At 71.1% G+C, this 20,000-nt stretch carries 17 protein-coding genes and 2 tRNA genes (1 of these 19 running past the window's edge); 10 read left to right on the top strand and 9 right to left on the bottom strand.

Annotation, left to right across the window (positions count from 1 at the left end):
* From H565_RS0107300 to H565_RS0107290, 3 genes are all read left to right on the top strand, one after another.
* Window positions 1-1,321: the 3' portion of an NADP-dependent isocitrate dehydrogenase gene (locus tag H565_RS0107300; RefSeq protein ID WP_051363471.1), read on the top strand. It extends 167 nt beyond the left edge of the window; 1,321 of the gene's 1,488 nt are visible here — the last part of the coding sequence; the start codon falls outside the window, past its left edge; it ends in the stop codon at window positions 1,319-1,321.
* 133 nt (window positions 1,322-1,454) lie between these two features.
* Window positions 1,455-2,102, top strand: coding sequence for a carbonic anhydrase (locus H565_RS0107295; RefSeq protein WP_084542918.1), 648 nt, complete (start codon window positions 1,455-1,457; stop codon window positions 2,100-2,102).
* A 100-nt stretch (window positions 2,103-2,202) separates the two neighbouring features.
* The gene (locus tag H565_RS0107290) at window positions 2,203-2,937 is read left to right on the top strand and encodes a YebC/PmpR family DNA-binding transcriptional regulator (protein WP_027460466.1); all 735 of its coding nucleotides are present in this window, start codon (window positions 2,203-2,205) and stop codon (window positions 2,935-2,937) included.
* 13 nt (window positions 2,938-2,950) lie between these two features.
* Here the strand turns inward: H565_RS0107290 and H565_RS0107285 are convergent, their stop codons facing one another.
* A complete protein-coding gene (locus H565_RS0107285; protein WP_027460465.1) occupies window positions 2,951-4,456 on the bottom strand; it encodes an amidohydrolase in 1,506 nt (501 codons plus the stop codon).
* Window positions 4,457-4,532: 76 nt separating this feature from the next.
* On the opposite strand from H565_RS0107285, the gene H565_RS0107280 reads away from it, so the two are divergent.
* Both H565_RS0107280 and alaS read left to right on the top strand, forming a co-directional pair.
* Window positions 4,533-5,567 carry an AfsR/SARP family transcriptional regulator gene (locus H565_RS0107280; RefSeq protein ID WP_027460464.1) on the top strand — a complete coding sequence of 345 codons (1,035 nt, stop codon included), beginning with the start codon at window positions 4,533-4,535 and terminating at the stop codon, window positions 5,565-5,567.
* Window positions 5,568-5,605: 38 nt separating this feature from the next.
* Window positions 5,606-8,284 carry an alanine--tRNA ligase gene (gene alaS / locus H565_RS0107275; protein WP_027460463.1) on the top strand — a complete coding sequence of 893 codons (2,679 nt, stop codon included), beginning with the start codon at window positions 5,606-5,608 and terminating at the stop codon, window positions 8,282-8,284.
* A 124-nt stretch (window positions 8,285-8,408) separates the two neighbouring features.
* Here the strand turns inward: alaS and H565_RS0107270 are convergent.
* The 5 genes from H565_RS0107270 to H565_RS0107250 all read right to left on the bottom strand — a co-directional run bounded on the left by H565_RS0107270 (window position 8,409) and on the right by H565_RS0107250 (window position 11,297).
* A tRNA-Phe gene (locus H565_RS0107270) sits at window positions 8,409-8,484 on the bottom strand.
* Between the two features lie 3 nt (window positions 8,485-8,487).
* A tRNA-Asp gene (locus H565_RS0107265) sits at window positions 8,488-8,563 on the bottom strand.
* Between the two features lie 86 nt (window positions 8,564-8,649).
* A complete protein-coding gene (locus H565_RS0107260) occupies window positions 8,650-9,411 on the bottom strand; it encodes a metallophosphoesterase (protein WP_027460462.1) in 762 nt (253 codons plus the stop codon).
* A gap of 3 nt (window positions 9,412-9,414) precedes the next feature.
* Window positions 9,415-10,017: a hypothetical protein gene (locus H565_RS0107255; protein WP_027460461.1), complete on the bottom strand. Its 603-nt coding sequence runs from the start codon at window positions 10,015-10,017 to the stop codon at window positions 9,415-9,417.
* Between the two features lie 56 nt (window positions 10,018-10,073).
* The gene (locus tag H565_RS0107250) at window positions 10,074-11,297 is read right to left on the bottom strand and encodes a cytochrome P450 (RefSeq protein WP_027460460.1); all 1,224 of its coding nucleotides are present in this window, start codon (window positions 11,295-11,297) and stop codon (window positions 10,074-10,076) included.
* A gap of 437 nt (window positions 11,298-11,734) precedes the next feature.
* Between H565_RS0107250 and H565_RS0107245 the strand changes: the two genes are divergently transcribed.
* From H565_RS0107245 to H565_RS0107235, 3 genes are read left to right on the top strand one after another with little or no spacing between them, the layout of a single operon-like run.
* A complete protein-coding gene (locus H565_RS0107245; protein ID WP_027460459.1) occupies window positions 11,735-12,304 on the top strand; it encodes a UbiX family flavin prenyltransferase in 570 nt (189 codons plus the stop codon).
* Window positions 12,301-12,951 (top strand): 2-C-methyl-D-erythritol 4-phosphate cytidylyltransferase, encoded by a 651-nt coding sequence (gene ispD / locus H565_RS0107240; protein ID WP_245576187.1) that lies wholly within the window; start codon window positions 12,301-12,303, stop codon window positions 12,949-12,951. Before H565_RS0107245 ends, ispD begins: the two co-directional genes overlap by 4 nt.
* Complete coding sequence (locus tag H565_RS0107235; RefSeq protein WP_027460457.1) at window positions 12,948-13,802, top strand: 4-(cytidine 5'-diphospho)-2-C-methyl-D-erythritol kinase; 855 nt, start codon at window positions 12,948-12,950, stop codon at window positions 13,800-13,802. Before ispD ends, H565_RS0107235 begins: the two co-directional genes overlap by 4 nt.
* Window positions 13,803-13,899: 97 nt before the next feature.
* On the opposite strand, the gene H565_RS0107230 is transcribed toward H565_RS0107235, so the two are convergent.
* Genes H565_RS0107230 through H565_RS0107220 form a run of 3 tightly spaced genes read right to left on the bottom strand, consistent with a single transcriptional unit; the run spans window position 13,900 to window position 18,393 of the window.
* A complete protein-coding gene (locus tag H565_RS0107230) occupies window positions 13,900-15,669 on the bottom strand; it encodes a stalk domain-containing protein (protein WP_051363469.1) in 1,770 nt (589 codons plus the stop codon).
* Between the two features lie 52 nt (window positions 15,670-15,721).
* Window positions 15,722-17,830 carry a hypothetical protein gene (locus H565_RS0107225; protein WP_051363468.1) on the bottom strand — a complete coding sequence of 703 codons (2,109 nt, stop codon included), beginning with the start codon at window positions 17,828-17,830 and terminating at the stop codon, window positions 15,722-15,724.
* A complete protein-coding gene (locus tag H565_RS0107220) occupies window positions 17,827-18,393 on the bottom strand; it encodes a glycerol-3-phosphate acyltransferase (protein ID WP_034408724.1) in 567 nt (188 codons plus the stop codon). Before H565_RS0107220 ends, H565_RS0107225 begins: the two co-directional genes overlap by 4 nt.
* 83 nt (window positions 18,394-18,476) lie before the next feature.
* Between H565_RS0107220 and H565_RS0107215 the strand changes: the two genes are divergently transcribed.
* Both H565_RS0107215 and H565_RS0107210 read left to right on the top strand, forming a co-directional pair.
* Complete coding sequence (locus tag H565_RS0107215) at window positions 18,477-19,220, top strand: HesA/MoeB/ThiF family protein (protein WP_027460453.1); 744 nt, start codon at window positions 18,477-18,479, stop codon at window positions 19,218-19,220.
* A 153-nt stretch (window positions 19,221-19,373) separates the two neighbouring features.
* On the top strand, window positions 19,374-19,877 hold the full coding sequence (locus H565_RS0107210) for a CarD family transcriptional regulator (protein WP_027460452.1): 504 nt from the start codon (window positions 19,374-19,376) through the stop codon (window positions 19,875-19,877).
* Window positions 19,878-20,000 lie beyond the last annotated feature (123 nt).

Genomic DNA, 20,000 nt, shown 5'->3' with positions numbered 1-20,000 from the left:
GCAGGAAGTCTACCTGCGCGGCGTGTCGTCGGGCGTCGCCCCGGACGCCTGGGAGGAACTGCGCCGCACCGGAGTCCTGCTCAAAGGCCCCATCACCACCCCGCAGGGGGGCGGCTACAAGAGCGTGAACGTGACCTTGCGTAAGGCGCTCGGCCTGTATGCCAACGTGCGCCCGGCGCGGGCCTACGCTCCCTTTGTCGCCACCCACCACCCGCAGATGGACCTGGTGATAGTCCGCGAGAACGAAGAAGACCTCTACGCGGGCATCGAGCACCGCCAAACCGACGAGGTCTACCAGTGCCTCAAGCTGGTCACCCGCCAGGGTTGCGAGCGGGTGATTCGCTACGCCTTCGAGTACGCCCGCGCCCACGGGCGGCGCAAGGTCACCGCGATGAGCAAGGACAACATCATGAAGCTCACCGACGGGCTGTTTCACCGGGTCTTTGACGAGGTAGCGCGGGAATACCCGGAGCTGGCCACCGACCACCTGATTATCGACATCGGGGCGGCGCGGCTGGGAGCGCGGCCAGAGAACTTCGACGTGATTGTGACCCTCAACCTGTATGGCGACATCCTCTCGGACATCGCTTCGGAAGTGGCCGGGTCGGTGGGGCTGGGCGGCAGCGCCAACATCGGGGAGACGGTTGCCCTCTTCGAGGCCGTGCACGGCTCGGCCCCCGACATCGCCGGACAGGACAAGGCCAACCCCAGCGGGCTGCTGAACGCGGCGGCGCTCATGCTCACGCACATCGGCCAGGGCGACGTGGCGGCGCGGGTCCAGAATGCCTGGCTGCGGACCCTGGAAGACGGCATCCACACCGGGGACATCGCGGGCGAGCACACCACCCGCCGGGTGGGCACCCAGGCCTTTGCCGACGCTGTCATCGCGCGCCTGGGGCAGCTTCCAGAGCGCCTGCCCGCCGTGCAGGGGGAAGCCGCCTCGCGGATTCAGGTGCAGCTCAGTGACCGCCCCCGCGCCGAAAAGGTCCTCGTCGGCACCGACGTCTTCCTGGAGTGGACGGACGCGGACCGTCAGCCCGATGTTCTGGGAGAGCGCTTGCAGCGGGCGGAGGGCGAGAACTGGCGGCTCGATATGATTTCCAACCGCGGCGTGAAGGTCTGGCCGCAGGGCCTGCCGGAGACGAACCGCTCGGACCACTGGCGCTGCCGCTTCCTGTGGCGCGGCGAGGGGGTGCCCACCCATGCGGACGTCTTGGCCCTGCTGACGCGGGTCGCGGAAGAGGGCCTTGATTTCGTGAAGACTGAGCACCTCTACACCTTTGACAGTCAAGCGGGCTACACGGCGGGCCAGGGCCAGTAAGCCCGCCCCCCTGGGGCTGCCCTGGGTCTAGGATGACCGGGTGAACAGGCCGGACCCCGCTTCCCCCTCCGCCCCAGCCCCTGCGTCCGACCTCGAACGGCGCATCCTGGACGCGGTGCGGCGCGGGGCCAGCATGAAAGAAATCGCGGCGCTGCGTCAGGGCCGCATGGCCACCCCGGACGACGCGATTGCGGCCCTCAAAGACGGCAACGCCCGCTTCTTTTCGGGTCAGGCCACCCGCCCGGAGGCTGGCGCCAACCAGCGCCGCGCCCAAATCATGGGGCAGACGCCCTTTGCGGCGGTGCTCGCGTGCAGTGACAGCCGAGTCCCGGTCGAGATTGTCTTTGACCAGGGTCTCGGCGACCTCTTTGTGACGCGGGTGGCGGGCAATGTGGCGGGAGACTCCGAACTGGGGTCGCTGGAGTATGCCCTGCGGCACCTGGACGTGCGGCTCATCGTCGTGATGGGGCACGAGGGGTGCGGGGCGGTGGCGGCGGCGCTGCTGCCCGAAGCCGACCTCGCCCAGGAGCCGGAGCACCTGCGCCGCCTGATTGCCCGCATCCAACCCAGCGTGTGGGACCTCCCCCCCATCCGCGACAAAAAGGCCCGGATGCGCGAAGCCGTGCTGAACAACGTCCGCCACCAGGTGGCCGCGCTGCGCGAGCAAGCCGTGATTCGGGAGGCCGAGGCAAGCGGCCAGGTGCGGGTGATTGGGGCCTTTTATGAGATTGGGTCAGGAGCGGTGGATTTCCTGACCGAAGAAGAAGACCTGCGGGTGTGACCCCAGGGCGGCGGGCCGCCCCGCGCCCGCAGTAGAATGCCCCTTGCTGCGCGTCCCCGTCCCCAGCGGGTGAGCGCGTCTTTCCTGAAGGAGATAGAACGTGGCCGGACATAGCAAATGGGCGCAGATTAAGCGCAAAAAGGGTGCCAATGACAAGAAACGCAGCGCGCTGTACTCCAAGCACATCCGCGCCATTCAGGCGGCGGTACGGTCGGGTGGCAGCGGAGACCCAGCCGCCAACCTTAGCCTGAAAAATGCCATCGCCGCCGCCAAAGCCGACACGGTGCCCGCCGACAACATTGAAAACGCCATCAAGCGGGCGGTCGGCGCGGCGGAGGGAGCCGCCGAGTACAAGGAGGTCACCTACGAGGGCTACGGCCCCGGCGGAACCGCCATCTTTATCGAAGCCCTCACCGACAACGTGAACCGCACCGTGGCCGATATCCGCGCCGTCTTTAACAAGCGGGGCGGTTCCTTGGGCACGAGCGGCTCGGTCGCGTGGCAGTTCGAGAAAAAGGGCGTGCTGCTGCTCGCCGACGCCTCTGAAGCCGCGCAGGAAGCTGCCATCGAGCACGGCGCGGAGGACTTCCAGGAGTCCGAAGACGGGCTAGAAATCAGCACCGCCCCGAACGACCTCTACGCGGTGCAAGACGCGCTCGTGGCGGCGGGCTTCAAGCCCGAAAGCGGCCAAATCACCATGGTGCCCACCAACACGGTGGCCGTGAACGCCGAGGACGCCCGCAAACTGATGACCCTGATTGACGCCCTCGAAGACCTCGACGACGTGCAAAACGTCTACACCAACGCGGAGCTGCCGGAGGGCGTCGAGGCGTAAGACTGGGGGGCCGCTACAGCACCAGCGCCCGCGCCTGCCCGCCCAGCCGGTCCCAGAGGGTAAAGGCCGCCCGCGCTCCGGGGCGGATGATGCCCTCATCGTCCCACCCGGCGGCGAGGGCGGGGCCACGGGTGTGTGCCCACAGGACCTCCTCCTCGGTGAGGGCCTCGGCGGGGGCGATGGCCTCGCCCGTATCGTCGCGGCGGGTGACTGCGGCGGCGAAGTTGGCGCGGGGGTCGGGGAGCGCGACCGGGGCGTCGGACCCAAAGGCGAGGACCGCCCCAGCCTCCCTCAGCGAGCGGAAAGCGTAACTCGTCCCCGTGAGGTGCGGCAGCAGGTCACGAATCATCGGCCCGTCCGCCTGGAGGTGGATGGGCTGCACGCTGGCGGTCAGGCCCCGAAAGCGCGGGAGGTCCTGGGGCCGGACATGCTGGGCGTGTTCGACCCGCAGCCGCACGCCCACCCGGTCCGCGAGGGGCCGCAGCGCGTCGTACACGTCCAGCACCTCAGTGTTCGCCCGGTCCCCGATGGCGTGGGTGACGGGCGTGAGACCCAGCCGCAGGGCTTCCTCGCCGCGCTCGCGGATGAGGGCCGGAGGGTCGAGGGGGATGCCGGTGCCCGACCCGTCCGCAAAGCCGGGGGCGTGCAGCCACGCCGTGCGGCTTCCGAGCGCCCCATCCGCGAAGAACTTGACCCCGCCCCACTGAAAGAGACCGCCGGGGCTGCGGCGTAACCCCAGGTCGCGGGCGTGTGCGAGGCGGTCGTGCGGCAGGGTGGCCCACACCCGCAGCGGCAGTTCGCCGCGCCCGGCGAGGTCTTGCAGGGCACGCGGGGCCTCGACTGGCTCAAAGGCCATCGTGTGGGCGCTGACGTACCCCCGCGCCGCCAGGTCGCCTGCGCCCGCTCGCGCCGCCGCGAGGTACTCGGCCCCCGTGGGGGTGGGGAGCGCCCGCGCCACCAGGCCGCTGGCGTGCTCCAGCAGCGTGCCCAGCGGGCGCACGATTTTGCCGCCCTCCGGGTCAGGGGTGCCTGCGGTGACCCCCGCGAGGCGCAGCGCGAGCGAGTTCGCCCAGCTCAGGTGCAGGTCCCGCGAGTAAATCAAGACCGGGTGGTGCGGGCTGACCTCGTCGAGCAGGGCGGCGGTGGGGTAGTCATGGAGGCCCAGTTCGGAGAGCAGGAAGCCCCCGCCGCGAATCCAGGTGCCGGGGGGGGTATTCAGCACCCGCTGCGCCACTTTGGCCTGCACCTCCGAGACGCTGCGGGCACCGTGCAGGTTCAGCTCCGCAAGCGAAAAGCCGTAGCTCACAAGGTGGATGTGCGCTTCGGCGAGGCCCGGCGTGAGGAGCAGGTCGCGGTGGTCTTGCACCTCGGCTCTCGGCGCCAGCGCCCGCAGTTCCTCGCGGCTCCCGACCGCCAGCACGCGCCCCCCGCCGACCAGGACCGCTTCAGCCTGGGGCTGCTGCGGGTCGAGGGTGAGGGTCCGGGCGTGGAGAACCGTCAGGGGGGCGGGCGTGGTCATGTCCCCAGCCTAGCCCGGCAGCGGGGTGTGAAGCCGGGTACGTGCCCCCTGCGGCGCCGCTGCTACACTGCCCTCCATGCCGCGCATCCTGGTCGTGGATGACGACGCCGCCATCCTCAAGCTCGTCAGCGTGATTCTGTCCCGCGCCGGGCATGAGGTCCGCACGAGCAGCCATCCGGTCGAGGCGCTCGACCTCCTCAAGGTCTTTACACCTGACCTCGTCATCAGCGACGTGGTGATGCCCTACATGACGGGGTTGGAGTTTCTCGAACAGGTGCGCAGCCACGAGAAGCTGGGGGCTGTGCCCTTCGTGTTGCTCTCCAGCCACGCCGAGCGCAGCGATGTCAGAAGGGGCATGAACCTGGGGGCCGACGACTATGTCCCCAAGCCCTTTACCCCCCAGGACCTGACGACCGCCGTCGACGCCCGGCTGCGCCGCGTGGGGCTGACCCGCAGCCAGGAAAGCAGCATGGCGGCCAGCGCCCTGGGCACCGCGCAGGTCGTGTGGCGGGGCACCCCGGTCGCGTGGGTGTCGCGCAAGGCGCTGGAACTGTTTTTCTATCTGCTCGAACGCCGCGAGGTGACCTCCTGGGAGGCCGCCGAAGCGCTGTGGCCGGAAAAAGACGAGGCCCGCGCCAGCAGCCTCTTTCACACGACCCTGCACCGCTTGCGTCGCAGCTTAAGCAGCGAAGCGGTCGTGAGCACCAACCGCCGCTACGCGCTCGCCGAAGGGCTTCAGCCCGACTACGACGTGGCCCGCTACGAGCGGCTCGCCAAGCAAGCCGAGGCCGGAAGCTTGGGCCTAGAAGAACTGCGCGAACTCGCCGACCTGTATGGCCTCTTTTTGCCGGGAGCCGACAGCCCCTGGGTCGAGGAGGTCCGCGCCCGGCTGGAAGTCAAACAACTGAGCGTGCTGGGGCTGGCCGCCGAGGCCGCGACGGCGGCGGGCCGCCCCAAGGACGCCGCGCAGTTTCACCAGCGGGCGCTGGCCCTCGACCCCATGAGCGAGAGCGATTGGCGGGGCCTGACCCGCGCCCTGGAAGCCCTGGATGACCCCCGCGCTCGCCTCGCCGCCCGGCGCGAGGCGTGGTGGTCGGTGGGGTTGGACTGACATGAAGGGCTGTTCCCCCCCGCGCTAGACTTCGCCCCATGACCGGGCCGCTCACCACCGCCGAAATCCGCGAGAACTACCTGCGCTTCTTCGAGAGCAAGGGACACCTGCGGCTGCCTTCCCATTCGCTCATCGCCCCCGACCCCACGACCCTCTTTACGGTGGCGGGGATGCAACCCTTTAAGCCGCAGTTCATGGGCGCTGCGGCGAAGTTTCCCGGCTACGGCGAGAGCAAGCGGGTCACGACCGTGCAAAAGTGCCTGCGAGTGGGCGACATCGAGAACGTGGGCCGCACCCTGCGGCACTGCTCGCTGCTGGAGATGCTGGGGAACTTCTCCTTTGGGGATTACTTCAAGCGCGAGACGCTGACCTGGGCCTGGGAGTTCCTCACCTCGCCGCAGTGGATGGGCCTCGACCCAGAGCGGCTCTACGCGACCATCTACGAGGAAGACGAGGAAGCCTTCCACATCTGGACCCAGGAGATTGGCCTCCCGGCAGAGCGCATCCTGCGCTTTGGGGCCGACGAGAACTTCTGGCCCGCCAACGCCCCAAAGGAAGGCCCCAACGGGCCTTGTGGCCCCTGCTCGGAGATTTTCTACGACCGGGGTCCGGCGTACGGCGACGACACCTGGGCCGACTACGCCCAGACCCGCGAGAGCACCCGCTTCCTGGAAATCTGGAACTGCGTCTTTCCGCAATACGACCGCCAGGACCCCCTGCCCGACGGCACGCCCGTCCTCCGGGACCTCCCCTTCAAGAACATCGACACCGGGATGGGCCTGGAGCGCATTGCGACCGTCGTGCAGGATGTCTATGACTTCTATGAGAACGACGTCTTCGCGCCCCTAATTGCCCGGATTGCCGAGCTGTCCGGCCAGCCCTACGAGGGACCGCAGAGCGTCTCTCACCGGGTGGTGGCCGAGCATGTCCGCTCGGTGAGCATGGTCATCGCGGACGGGGTGGCCCTGGGCAACACCGGGCGCGGCTACGTCATCCGCAAGATTCTGCGCCGCGCTTCCCGCCACGCCTACCTGCTGGGCCTGCGCGAGCCGACGCTGCACACACTGGTGCCGCTGGTCGTGGAGAAGATGGGGGACGCCTACCCTGAACTCCGCGCCGAGCAGGAACGGGTACAGGCAGCCATCCGCGCCGAGGAGGAGCGCTTCTTGAAGACGCTGGAGGGCGGCATCCAGCGCCTGGGCGGCTTGCTTGCCGGGCTGGGCGAGGGCGGCACCCTGCGCGGCGAGGACGCTTTCCTCCTGTACGACACCTACGGCTTTCCCCTCGACCTCACCAAAGAAATCGCTGAGGAATACGGCGTTTCGGTGGACGAGGCCGGGTATGCCGAAAGCCTTGAACACGCGCAAAACCTCGCCCGTGCGGGCAGCAAGTACGGCAAATCCGAGCTGTTCGGCAGCTCGCAGGAGGCCCTGAGCGGCCTGCCCGCCACCGAGTTTGTCGGCTATGACGCGCTGGAGGCGGAGGGCGAGGTGCTCGCGCTCGTCGCGGGGGGGGAGCGGCTGGCCCACCTGCCCGCCGGCAGCGAGGCCATGGTGGTGCTCTCGCGCAGTCCCTTTTACGCGGAGGGCGGCGGCGAGGTGGGCGATACCGGGCGGCTGGAGTGGGAGGGCGGCTCCGGGCAGGTGCGCGACACCCGCAAGACTCCGGCAGGGGTATTCCTGCACGACGTCCTGGTGGAGGCGGGCGAGCTGCGCCCTGGAGCGCGGGTGCGTGGGGTCGTGTCGAGCGAACGCCGGGCCACCGAGCGCCACCACACGGCCACCCACCTGCTGCACGCGGCGCTGCGGGCGGTGCTGGGGCCGGGGGTGCGGCAGGCCGGGTCGCTGGTGGCCCCCGACCGCCTGCGCTTCGACTTCACCCACGGGGCAGCCCTCACGGGCGAGGAACTCGCGCAGGTTGAGGCGCTCGTCAGCCGCTGGGTGAGTGCCAACTTCCCGGTGACCTGGCAGGAGATGCCCCTTGAGGCAGCGAAAGCGGCGGGCGCGACCGCCCTCTTCGGCGAGAAGTACGGCGACACCGTGCGGGTGGTCAGCGTAGAGGGCGGCGTGCCCTACGGCGGCACGACGGTGACGAGCAAGGAACTGTGCGGCGGAGCGCATGTGCGCCGGACCGGGGACATCGGGGCGTTTGTGGTCGTGTCCGACGAGAACGTCGCGGCGGGTGTGCGGCGCATCGAGGCGCTCGCGGGCGAGGCGGCCACCGCCTGGGTGCGCGGACGGCTGGAGGCGGCCTCACGGGTGGCCGGGCTGCTCAACACCGGGGTGGACGGCCTCGAAGCACGCGTCCAGGGCCTGCAAGCCCAGCTCAAGGCGGCGGGGCAGGAGGCAGCCCAGCTGCGCCGCCAGCTCGCCGAAGCCCAGATGGGCGGCGGGGGCGGCGCGGGCCAGCCGGTCCGCGAGCTGGGGGGCTTTAGGGTCGCGGCGCTGCGGCTCTCCGGCATCGAGGGCAACGAGCTGCGCGGGGCCGCCGACCGGCTTCTGGACAGCAGCGGGGCCGACCTCGCGGTCATCGCCAGTGACCGGGGCCTGGTGGTCAAGGCGACCAAGGACGCTGTCGCACGGGGAGCGCACGCGGGGCAGCTCGTGGGCAAGCTCGCGGCGGCGGCGGGCGGCAAGGGCGGCGGACGACCCGACATGGCCCAGGCCGGGATTAGGGACCCGCAGGCGGCGCTGGAGGCGCTGGAGGGGGCGTTCTAGCCCCTCTTTGAGTTCGGAGACAGGGGGACCGCCCGCCGCACTGGCCGGGCGGACCCTCGCTTGCTTCCTGCGGTGCGGGAGCGTCCGCCCAAAGCAAAAACTCCGCACGGGGCGGAGTCTTTGGTGGTGGCCAGGGCCGGACTTGAACCGGCGACCCAACGATTTTCAGTCGTTTGCTCTACCAGCTGAGCTACCTAGCCGACTGGCGGTCCGGACGGGATTTGAACCCGCGACCTACTGCGTGACAGGCAGTTATGCTAACCGCTACACTACCGGACCAGTCTGATTTGCAGCCGCAAAAGCAGCGGGGTTAAAGATAGCGGCCCCCTCCTCGCCTGTCAACACGGCCACACTTCCCCCCGGCATTAGAACGGCATGGCCCGCACCCCCCGCACGGGGTCAGGAGCGGCGGGGTCCAGCAGCAGTTCCAGGTACTCGCGGGCGTGCAGGGCGTCAATCAGGCAGAGTCCGGCGTCGCGGTCGATGTGAATGCCGCCTTGCATCTGGGTATGGCCGTAGACGCCCAGGCTGAGGCCCGCCAGCCGCACGTATTCAGGCGAGTCTCGAAACCAGCGCTTGTGGCTGGCGTCGCTGTAAAAGAGGTCATCGTAGCTGGCGTGCGCGGGCAGGGGCGAGACGTGGGCAAACTGCACCCGGCCCAGGCGCAGCTCGCGCAGGAAGCCCCCCATCCAGCGCCGCAAGCTTTCGGGGAGCAGCGCCCCGCCCCGCTGCGGGTCAAACTCGACGTGAACGAGGCCGCTGCTCGTGCCCAACACTGGTCCGGAGTGGAGGACCGCCGCGTCGTGGTTGCCAAGGATGATGTGCACGGCGTGCGGGGCCGCCGCGTGGTACTCGCGCAGGCGCTCTAGCTCGCGCACCTGCTCGCGGGCGGCCAAGAGCAGATGGTCCGGGTTGCGGACGTCAAAGCGCCGCAGCCCGGTCAGGCGCTCGTAGGCCCGCTCGTTCTTGGGGTGCACGAGGTCGCCAAGGAGGACCACCTGATACAGCCCCGCCAGCACTGGCGGTGTGGGCCGCCCTGCCGCGTCCATACAGCTCGCCGCCCGCAGCGCTCCCCACAGCGCGGGCCAGTCCGCGTGCACGTCTCCGACCGCGATGACCTTGAGCATGCCCTAGCCGCGCAAGATGGCCTGAAGTTCTTTGTAGATGGCGCGGCTTTCCTCTAGCGACTCGCCGTAGCCACGGTTCAAGGCTTGCAGGGCTTCTTTCATCTTGCCCGCTGCCTTGAGCTGCTCGATGAGGTCGTTGATGTGCCCCCGGGCCTTTTCCATCTGCGGGTCGCGGGGCGGGGCGGGCGGCGCGGCGGGGCGGGGCGCGGGGGCCGCTCCCTCCTCGGCCTCCGCGTCGAGGTCGGTCGTGTTGGGGCCGTCTTCGGGGTCGTACTCGACCCACTGCGCCTCTTCGGGGAGGTCTAAGCCAAAGAAGCGGGCCGCGTCGGCCAGCGCCCGCAGCCGAGCATCCGCGAGCGTGTGGCCGCTGGCAAGGCCCTCACGGGTGGCCCCCCCCACCGTCAGGCGGGCGCGAACCACCGGCGGGGTCACGCTGTCGCAGGCCCACGCGAGCGCCCACTGCGGGTCCACCGCTTCGAGGTGCCGGGCGAGGCTCTGGGGCTGGGGAACCAGAGTCACGCGGGCCTGGTCGCCGCGCACCTCCGCGACCGCCCAGGCGGTCATGGCGGCTCGCAGGGCTTCACGGGTGCGGTTGGGGTCGGGCATATGGGCTAGAGTCTACCCGCCCCCGCCCGGCTGCCGCCACGCCGCCTGCCCCCCCGCTACAGCGCCACCCGCAGCGCCCGCAACCCCCGCAGGGTGAAGTTGGGCAGGTAGCTCAGCGGCTGCTCTGGCACCCGGTACCCCGGAAAGCGGGCCAGGAAGCGCGTGAGAAACACCGCCGCCTCCAGCCGCGCCAACCCCGCCCCCAGGCAGTAATGTGGGCCAGCGGCAAAAGCGAGGTGCGTGCGGGCATTCTCCCGCGAGAGCCGCAGGGCGTGGGGGTCCGGGTAGGCGGCGGAATCGCGGTTCGCCCCCGCGAGGCTGATGAGCAACGGCAGCTCAGGCGGCAGCACCACCCCCTCCAGCGTCAGCGGGGCGGTCGTGAAACGGGCGGTGCCCTGCACGGGCGAGAGGAAGCGCAGCAGCTCCTCCACGGCGTTCCCCACTCGCGCTGCTGGGTCCGCCGCGAGCCAGGCCCGCTCCTCCGGCCACTCGTGCAGGGCGAGCAGGCTCCCCGACAGCAGGTTAGAGGTCGTCTCGTGCCCCGCGACGAGGAGCAGCACCGCGTTGGCGAGCAGTTCGTCCCCGCTGAGGCGCTCGCCTCCGTCCTCGGCGGCAGCGAGGGCCGAGAGCAGGCCGGGGCGGGGATGGGCACGCAGGTCGTCGGCGAGGGTGCGGAAATACGAGCGCATCGCCCCCGCGTCGGCTTCCACCTGCGCCCAGCGCTCTGGGGGCACGTTCAGGCCACCGATGAGGTCGGCCACGCTGCCCGCCCAGGTTTTGAAGCGGCCCGCGTCGTCCCCCGACAGCCCCAGCATCTCCACGATGACGGCGACGGGCAGCGGCACCGCGAGGGCGGCCACGGCGTCCACCTCTCCCCCATTCTGCGCCGCCTGCCGCGCGGCCCCGTCGAGCAGGGTGTCGGTTAACCCGGCGATGAATTCACGGCTCTCCTCCAGCACCCTGGGGGTAAAGGCTCTCTGTGCGAGCGACCGCAGCCGGGTGTGCGAGGCCCCGTCGTGAAAGAGCATCATCGGAGCGAGCAACCGGGCGGCCTCGCTGCTCGCAAAGGCCGGGTCAGCGGCGTACTTGCTGGTCCGCACCTGCCCACTCTTGAGGGCCGCCCCCACCGCCGCGTGCCCGGTCAGCAGGGCCAGACCGCTTGTCGGGTCATACAGGACGGGCGACAGCGCCCGCGCCCGGTCGAGGTAGGCGGGCGGGTCGGCGAAGTGCTCGCCCTGCCAGTAGCCCTGGAGGACGGCGGCGGCCTGCGCGGGGGTCATGGGTCAGGCTAAAGCATGGGCGGAGTGGTGGTTGGGGATTTGGAGCAGTCATGCATCTTGATTGCGGTTTTCCCCCACCCCCCAGCCCCCTCCCCCAGAGGGGCAGGGGGAGCGGCGCTGCGCTAGGCAAAGGTCGTCCCCCCATCTTCTGGGGTTGCTCGGCACCTCCCCGTTTCCCCCTCCACGCCATCCTTCGCCCAAGTCAAAGGCCTCGGCGCGGACGCGCCGAACGGCTCGTCTGTCTGGAAAGTGGATTTGAAAGGCGGGGACGTTGAGGGCGGCTGACACAGAAAAAGGTGGCCTCAGTAAGAGCGTGGTTTTTCCTCTCTCCTCTTGTGGGACTCGTAGAGCTGCTTGCAGAGAGGGCCTTGCGAGAGCTTGGGGTGAGGGGGGGTGTGCCCAACACCCCGCCAACCGCCCCTGCTACCCTCTTTTCCATGCGGCTCGTCGTCGGCGTGAGTGGGGGCAGCGGGATTCCGTATGCCGGGAGCATCCTGCGGGCGCTGCGGGCCCTAGAGGTCGAGACGCACCTCATCGTGACAAGCGGGGCCAAGCGGGTGATGGCGGCGGAGGCGGGCGGCCCCAGCCTCGCGGACCTCACCGCCCTCGCGCACACCGTGCACGACGACCGCGACCTCGCGGCGAGCGTGGCGAGCGGGTCTTTCCGCACGGATGGCATGCTGATTGTGCCGTGCAGCGCGGGCACTCTGGCGAAGGTGGCGGGGGGATTTGCAGACAACCTGCTCTCGCGGGCGGCGCACGTCACCCTCAAGGAGCGGCGGCCCCTGGTGCTCGTGCTGCGCGAGGACCCGCTGCCCCGGCCCATGCTGACGAACATGCTCGCCGCCCATGACGCGGGGGCCACCCTGATGACCGCCTCGCCGGGCTTCTATCACGCGCCCAGGGACGTGGAGGAACTGCTGCACTTCGTCACCGCGCGGGTGCTCGACCAGTTCGGGCTGGACGTGCCGGGCTTTCGGCGCTGGCGGGAGGGCGAGGGCGCGTGAGGGCCGCCCTGATTCCCGCCGCCGGGTCGGGCACCCGGCTGGGGCAGGGGCCAAAAGCGTTCGTGGAGGTTGCGGGCGTGAGTTTGCTCGCCCGCAGCGTGGCCGCGCTCGCTCCGCTGGTCGACGAGGTGCTCGTCGCCCTGCCCGCTGGGATGGACCTCCCCCCCGGCCTCCCCGTCCGCGCGGTCGAAGGTGGAGCGACCCGACAAGAAAGTGTGGCCCGGCTGCTCGCCGCGACGAGGGCCGACGTGGTCCTCGTGCACGACGCGGCGCGGCCCTTCTTGCCGGGGGGGGTCGTGCGGGCGCTGCTTGCGGCGGTCGCCGAGACGGGTGCGGCGACGGTGGCCCTCCCGGTGGCCGACACCCTGGTGCGCGGCGAGGGCGACCTCTGGGCCGGGGGGGTCCCCCGCGAGGGCCTCTGGGCGGTCCAGACCCCGCAGGCCTTTCGGCGTGAGCTGCTCTGGCGGGCACACGCGGCGGCACAGGCCGAGGGCGTCAGCGCTACCGACGACGCCGGACTCGTGGCGCGGCTGGGTGTCCCGGTGCGGCTGGTGCCCGGCGACGCCCGGCTCTTCAAGGTGACGACGCCGGGGGACCTCGCCCTCGCGGGGGCGCTGGCCCGCGTATGGGATGCTGAGGCACGATGACCGCCCCCTCCCCTGCCCCCCCGACGACCTACCTCGCCCCTGCCAAAGTCAACCTCGGCCTCAGCGTGCGCGGGCTTCGGCAGGGGGGCTACCACGAGCTGCACACCGTGATGGTGCCACTGGCGGTGGGCGACGAGCTGGAGATTGCGCCCGCGCCGGAGTTGACCCTGCGGGTCGAGGGTGCGCCAGGCCTTCCCGCCGACGAGCGCAACCTCGTGTACCGAGCGGCGCGGGCCTACCTCGCGGCGGCGGGAGAGCCGGGCGGGGCGGCGATGACCCTGCGCAAGGCGCTCCCCCTTGCCTCCGGGTTGGGGGGCGGCAGCAGCGACGCCGCGACCACCCTGATGGCGCTCGCCCGGCTCTACCCGGCGGGGGTGCGGCTGCCCGAACTGGCGCTCTCGCTGGGGGCGGACGTGCCCTTTTTCCTGCTGGGGCGGGCCGCGCTCGCGGGGGGCGTGGGCGAGGTCCTCACGCCGCTGCCCGTGCCGCCCGTGCCGCTGGTGCTCGTTAACCCCGGCGTAGAGGTGAGCGCCCGCGACGCCTACCGCTGGCTCGATGAGGAGGAAGACTTTACCCCCGAACTCGACGTGGAGGGCATCCTCGCGGGGCTAGTGGGGGGCGGCCCGGTGCCCTACTTCAACGCCCTGCAAGGACCCGTCGCCGCTCGGCACGCGCCCATCCGGGAGGCGCTGGAGGCACTGACGGCGGCAGGCCTCCGCGCTCCCCTGATGAGCGGCAGCGGCGCGACCTGCTTTGCCCTTGCCCCGAACGATGACGCGGCGCACGCGGCGGCGGCCCGGTTGCGGGCGCAGCATCCGGGGTGGTGGGTGGCGGCGACACGGACGCTGTAGGGGCGCTGACGCGCCCGTCGAGGGGTCAAGAGGTCGAGGAGGTCGAGCACCCCTGACTTCCCTTGACCCCTCGACGGCTGGACTTCTCGACCCACCTTTACGGCTGATACGGCTTGAACAGCCCGCCATACCCGGTCCCCGTCCCGGTGCCCGTTCCCCCACGGTAGAAAATCAGGCTGACGGGCAGGTTGCTCCCGCTCGCGGGCACGAGGTCGAGGTCGAGGCGGTCCGAGCGGGTGCGCCACAGCAAGACGGGCTGGTCGGGCTCGATGGCGTTGCCCGTGCGCGGCAGCTTGATGGTCTGGGCGAGGGGGCCGTCTTGCACGTGCATCGCCCCCCGGTAGAGGCCCCCGCGCGGGCTAAAGGCGACCGCCGTGCCCGCCGCCCCGTAGACCTCCAGGTGATAGCGCACCCCGTAGTTCCCGGCGAGGCGCTGGGGCTGCCCGGTCAGTTTGTCCACCCCGGTGATGGCGGGGTCGACCTGCCCATCCCCGATGACCAGCCGGGCGGGCAGGGTGGTCAGGTTGACCCGCAGGCCGCGCACGGCGTTCTCAAAGGTGCCGCGCTGGTGCTTGCCGTCGTGCGGGAGGTAGGGCAGTTGCTGGGCGACCTGCGCGGTGGGGGGCAGCGCCTCTTCCAGCATCAGGAAAGTCAGCTCGACCCGCCCCGACGCCACCAGGTCCTGCATCACGTTCACCCCGGTGCCGGGAGTCAGGGTGGGGCTGGAGTACACTGGGACGGTTGCGCCGGGGGCCAGGGTGAGGGTGGGGCCGCCCGTGCTCGCAAAATAGTCCAGCAGGGTGACCTGCCCCAGCAGCGTCTCGATGCGGGTGGGGGCCGTCTCGCCCTGGCGCTCGGTGCGGAGTTCCACCGGGCCGCCCTCCAGGTTGCGGGCGAGGATGTGCAGCCGCGCGCCCGTCTTGAGGCCGTTGATGTGGTACCCCAGCAGCCGCACCCGCCCCGCCAGGCTGTCCTGGTACAGCACGCCGCTCTGGGTCGGCACCTCAGGGCTGTTGCTAAAGAGGAGGGGGTGATTCTCGCGGAAGGTGGGCTGGGTGGGAGCGAGGGGATAGGAGCGGAGTTGCGGGTCAGGAAAGCGGTCGCCCGGCTCGGCGTACTTCAGGGCGTAGGTCAACGGGGTGTCGACGGCTGGCCCCTCCACCCGGAGGGTCCGGGAGAAGGGGGCGCTTTGAAGGCCCCGGCTGTTGGTGACCTGGAGGGTGACCGTGTAGGTGCCCGGCTGAAAAAAGACCTCCTGCCGCCCCGTCCAGCGCCGAGAGGTGAGGTCGGCCCCATCGGGGTCAAAGGCGTACTCGGTGTACACCACCCGTTCGCCGGGGGCATACACCGTCTTGTCGGTCGAAAAGCGGGCCTGCGGCGCGAGCGGGTTGACCCCCTGCGCGAGCGCAACGAGGGTGAGGGTACGGCCATCTGGCCCCACGCTGAGGGTGGCGTTCAGGGCGTCGGCGAGCAGGCGCACGGGCACGTAGGGAACCCCACTCACGTCCACCACGCTGCCGGAAGGCTGCGCCGCCCCCGCCAGAAAGACGGTCCCGCGAGCTGGGTCCACGTTCAGGCGGCCCACCTGCCACAGCCCGCCCACCTCGCTGACGGGCTGCCCCAGCAGCGCCGCCGTCTCGCGCAGGGGCACCAGCGTGCGCCCGCCGATGAGCCGCGGCGCGGCGGGCAAGGGGGTGGCTACGCCGTTGACATAGGCGACGGTCTGGTCGGTGGTCAGGGTGAGCTGCGCGGCCCCCTGCGCCCCAGCCAGGGGGGCTGCCCCCAGCAAGAGAGCTGTCAGGAGGGACCGCGAACTTCGGCGGGGCTTCAGGACGGAACGGCGGAACAGACCTTCTCGGCTCAGCATCCGGGCAGTATGGCGGGCGAGGCTGACTCCTGTCTGCGGTCCGCGGAGGTCCCTACCTGGCCAGCGCGGCGCGGCGGCGGGCGCGGGCATGCCGCAGCTCGGCCCCCACGAAGGCGAGCGTGTTCAGGACATAGGTCGCCGCCAGCAGCGTCAGCAACGCCGCCCGGACCGCCGGGTCCGCGAGATTCAGCGGCGGGGCAAAGCGGGTCACCCCGGCGAGGGGCAGCAGCGCGGCGGCAGCGGTCCCCCAGGCCAGCAGCAGCACCCCGCCCCAGGGACTGTCCAGCAGCGCGGCCCCCGGCAACCCCAGCGCCGCGAGCCGAAAGAGGGCGGGTCGCCCCTGCTCGGCGGCTCCTGCCGGGCGCGGCACCACCAAGCTCAGCGCGAGGACGCCCACGAGCAGCAGCGCACCGAGAAACGCCCCGCCCAGCCGGGGGCTGCCCAGCGTCTGCCCGGCGGCCAGCGGCTCGCGGGCGAGGCGGGCCAGCGTCACGCCGAGGTCGCCCTGCACGGCGCGGGCGAGGCTGCGGTCGTTGGGAAAGCACAGCCGGGGCTGCCCAGGCCGCAGCGCCCGCTGAAAGGCGGTGCCGGGGGTGCCGGGATTGAGGCCCAGGTTGTAGGCGGCGGCGGCAAGGTCCGGGCGAGCGGCGAGGGCAGCGCGGTATCCCTCGCGGGCCTGAGGCGCGTCCCCCCGCGCCTGGGCGATGACCGCGAGGTTGTTGCGGGCGCAGGGGTCCTCTGCGGCCTGGGCGTAGCGCAAGCGGGCCGCCGTATCGTCCCCGTCGAGTTGCGCGGCGAGGCCAAACAGGAGCGCCGCGTCAGGGCCGGGGCGCAGGCCCAGGTCACTCAAGCGGGCCGCCCCCCACCCGCCCCCGTAGGTGCCCGCGTTCAGAGCGGGTTCTTGCAGCCGCGCCGCCGTCCCGTTGGCCCAGCCCCAGGCGGCGAGGGCCAGCGCCAATCCCGCCGCAAGCACGGCCAGGCCCAGCCGCTCGGTCCAGGTGGCGTACAGCACCGCCGCGTAGCGCAGCCGCAGCAGGGGCCGCCGCCAACTGCGCCAGCGTCCCCCCAGCGGGCGGAGGTCGTCGCCCTGCGCCCGCCACGCCCGCGCCGCGAGGGTCAGCAGGGCCGCCACGAGCGCGACCGCCAGCGCCAGCGTGAGGGTGCGGGTGGCCGCCCGCACGAGGTCGGGGGCCTGGGGTCCCAGGTTGTAGAGGGTTCCAGCCCTCAGTGAGCGGCGAAACTGCCGCCACTCCTCGGCCTCCCCGCCCCGGCCCTGGGCTTCGAGGAGACTCGCGTAGCGGGCATACAGCGCGTCGCTGCCCTCAAAGCGGGGATGCACCTCGCGCAGGTAGCGCAGCCACACGTCCGCCCGCGCCAGCCGCCCCTGTGCCAACAGGGTGCCCACATAACCGCTGGGATTGCCGTACGCCTCCAGCGCCCGGCGGCTTATCCGCACCTCCGGGTCATAGCCCCGCGCCGCCGCGTCCCGCCGCGCCCGGTCAAGCGCCACATTAGCGGCGGCGGGAAACCCCAGCGCGTCGAGGTCGGCGGCGAGCTGTACCCACGCCGGAAAGGGCAGCTCGGCAGCGAGCGCTCGCCGCACCGCCCGCAACTGGGCGGGGCGGTCTCCCCGCGTCACCCGCGCCTCACGCAGCGCCAGGAAGGGGTTGAGGGGGTCAGCGGCCACCGCCTCTGCCAGGGTCTCTGCGGACGGCAGCGCCGCAGCCCGCCGCAACCAGCCCGTGACCCAGGGGTCGGGGGGAAACACCACCCGCTCCTGGACCCCGCCGCCCCCCGGCGCGGGCGTCAGGGTAAACCGTTCCTCGTAGCCGTCGCCGCGCACGCTCACCCGCAGGGTGCCCCCCGACGAATCCAGGGCGCTGACCGGGGCGGGAAGGTCGTAGCGGGCCAGCGTCTGCCCCTGCGATCCGAAGGCATACACGACGGGACCGACCCCCAGGTACACCGTGCCCCCCAGGGTGGCCGGAACGCTCAGTTCTCCCCACGCAGCGGGAAAAGTGCGCTCCCAGCGCACGGTTCCTCCGTCCTCATCGCGCAGGGTCCGTCCCTCGACGACGGGCTCGGCCCCCGTCCCCGGCCCCAGCAGCAGGAGGGCCAGCAGCGCGGGGGCGAGCCGCCGCCCGCGTCCCTGGCCCCTCATGGGCGCCCTCCCCGCCCGGCGAGCAGGTGCGCGGCCCGCAGCGCCATCACGCCGCCCCCGGCGAGCAGGTCGGCCAGGCCGCCTGTGCGGGTCGCCAGCCACAGGCCCAGCGGCAGCGCGAGCGCCGTCGCGACGGGCACTGCATTCAGCCCCACCCGGCGCTGCCAGGTCGCCCGGTAGAGGGGAATCAAGACCAGCGCGGCGAGCAAGCTGCTCCCCAACGTGACGGGCGCGGTCACCGCCAGCGCCCCCAACAGCGGCGCGATGCCGCCCCCGCCCCGAAAGCGGAAGAAGACCGGGTAGCAGTGGCCCAGCACGACCCCCAAGGTGCCCACCCAGGTGGCTTCCGGCAGCAGAGCACGCGCCAGAAGACCCGCTGCGACCCCCTTGAGCACGTCCAGCACGCCAACGAGCAGGGCGGCCCGCAGCCCGTACTGCCGAAAGGTCCCGCTGCCCCCCGGCAGGTCCCGGTCCCGGATGTCCTCGCCCTGCGCCCGCGAGTACAGCACCCCGGCGACCAGCGAGCCGAGCAGGTAAGACAGCGCGAGGACGAGAAGCGTCATGTCGGCAGGCAGTCTAGTGCGGAGGAAGGCTCCGCGTGCGGGGGGACGGGGGCGACGCCTCGCTTCTCCCCTACACTCTGCCCATGACCCCCGACCCCCTGACCCGCGAGGAACTGCGCCGCTACTCGCGCCCCCTGCTGGTTCCCGAATGGCTGGAGGCCGGAGCGCAAGAACGCCTCCGGGCGGCCCGCGTGCTTGTGGTCGGCGCGGGGGGGCTGGGGGGGCCGGTGCTGCTGCACCTCGCGGGGTCCGGCGTGGGGCGGCTGGTGATTGCGGACGGGGACACGGTGGACCTCAGCAACCTGCACCGCCAGACGCACTTTTCCACCGCTGACGTGGGACGCTCCAAGGCGGAGGCCGCCGCCGAGCGCGTGCGGGCCGTCAATCCCTGGGTGGAGGTCGAGACGGCTCCGGCCCTGGGTGAAGCCACTGCCGCCGCGCTGGTGGCGAACACCGACCTCGTGATTGACGCCACCGACAACTTCGGCACTCGGTATCTCATCGCGGACACCTGCACGGCGCAGGGCCGGGAATGGGTCTGGGGCGCGGCAAGTGGCACGACGGGGCTGGTGAGCGTCTTTGGTCCGGCGCTGGGGCTGAGGGACGTTTTCGCGGCGGCCACGGACGATCACTCTTGTGCAGAAGCTGGAGTCCTCGGCCCGGTGGCTGCCGTTGTCGGGCACATGATGGCGCTGGAGGCACTCAAGGTGCTGGGGGGAGTGGGCAAGCCGCTCCGGGGACAGCTGTGGACCTTTGACGGCCTCACGGCAGGGGTCAGAACGCTGAAGTTGCGGCCAGAGAAGAAAGCGACCTCTGCTAGACTGTGACCCATGCGTCGCTGTGCAGCCGCTCGCGGGCTTCGGCCCGGCCCCCGTCTGTGCACGGCCTAAGAGTCCCAGCCCAGCCCCATGCTGGGCTGTTGTCTTGTTGTCTTGCGGTGGTCAGGAACACCGCGCCTCTTGCCATCAGGGGTGACTGCCTTGAAGACAGTGTCTTTTCAGCCCGGTGACCGCGTCGTTCTTCCGCCTTACGGCCTAGGGGTCGTGCGGGACACCTGCCAGCGCCCGGTGGCGGGCGAGCTTCTCGCCTACTACCGCATAGAATTTCCCAACACGGCGAGTCAGGCCTATGTTCCGGTCGACTCGCCGCACAGCGCAGGTCTGCGTGCGGCCCTCACGAGCGCCGAACTCCCCAAACTGCTGGGCTACCTTCGCGACAGCCAGACCCTCAATCTGCCCCGGCAGTGGGCGGCACGGCACCGGCGAGTCACCGAGATTCTGGCGAGCGGCGACCCCTACGAACTCGCCACCCTCACCTGTGAGTTGCGGCGCTGGAACATCGAGCGCGGCTTGCCTGACCTCGACCGCCAGGCGCTGCGCCGCGCGATTCGCCTGCTCGAACAGGAGGTGCGCGGCCTAGAAGACCCCTGCGCCCGCGACGTGCGGACCTTCCTCGACCATGCCTGGAACGAAACGCCCCATTAAAGAGCGCGTCCCCCCGGCGGGAGCCGGAGGGACAAAGGCAGCGTGGATTGTTTCTGGCGCGGCGGCCAGGGGTGGGAAGAAGAGCGGAGCGTTGTAGAAAGGAGGTGATCCAACCGCACCTTC

The organism is Deinococcus murrayi DSM 11303 (assembly GCF_000482805.1).
Taxonomy (GTDB): Bacteria; Deinococcota; Deinococci; order Deinococcales; family Deinococcaceae; genus Deinococcus; species Deinococcus murrayi.
Note: the sequence above shows the minus strand (reverse complement) of the source record. Positions and strands in the feature narration are given on the sequence as shown.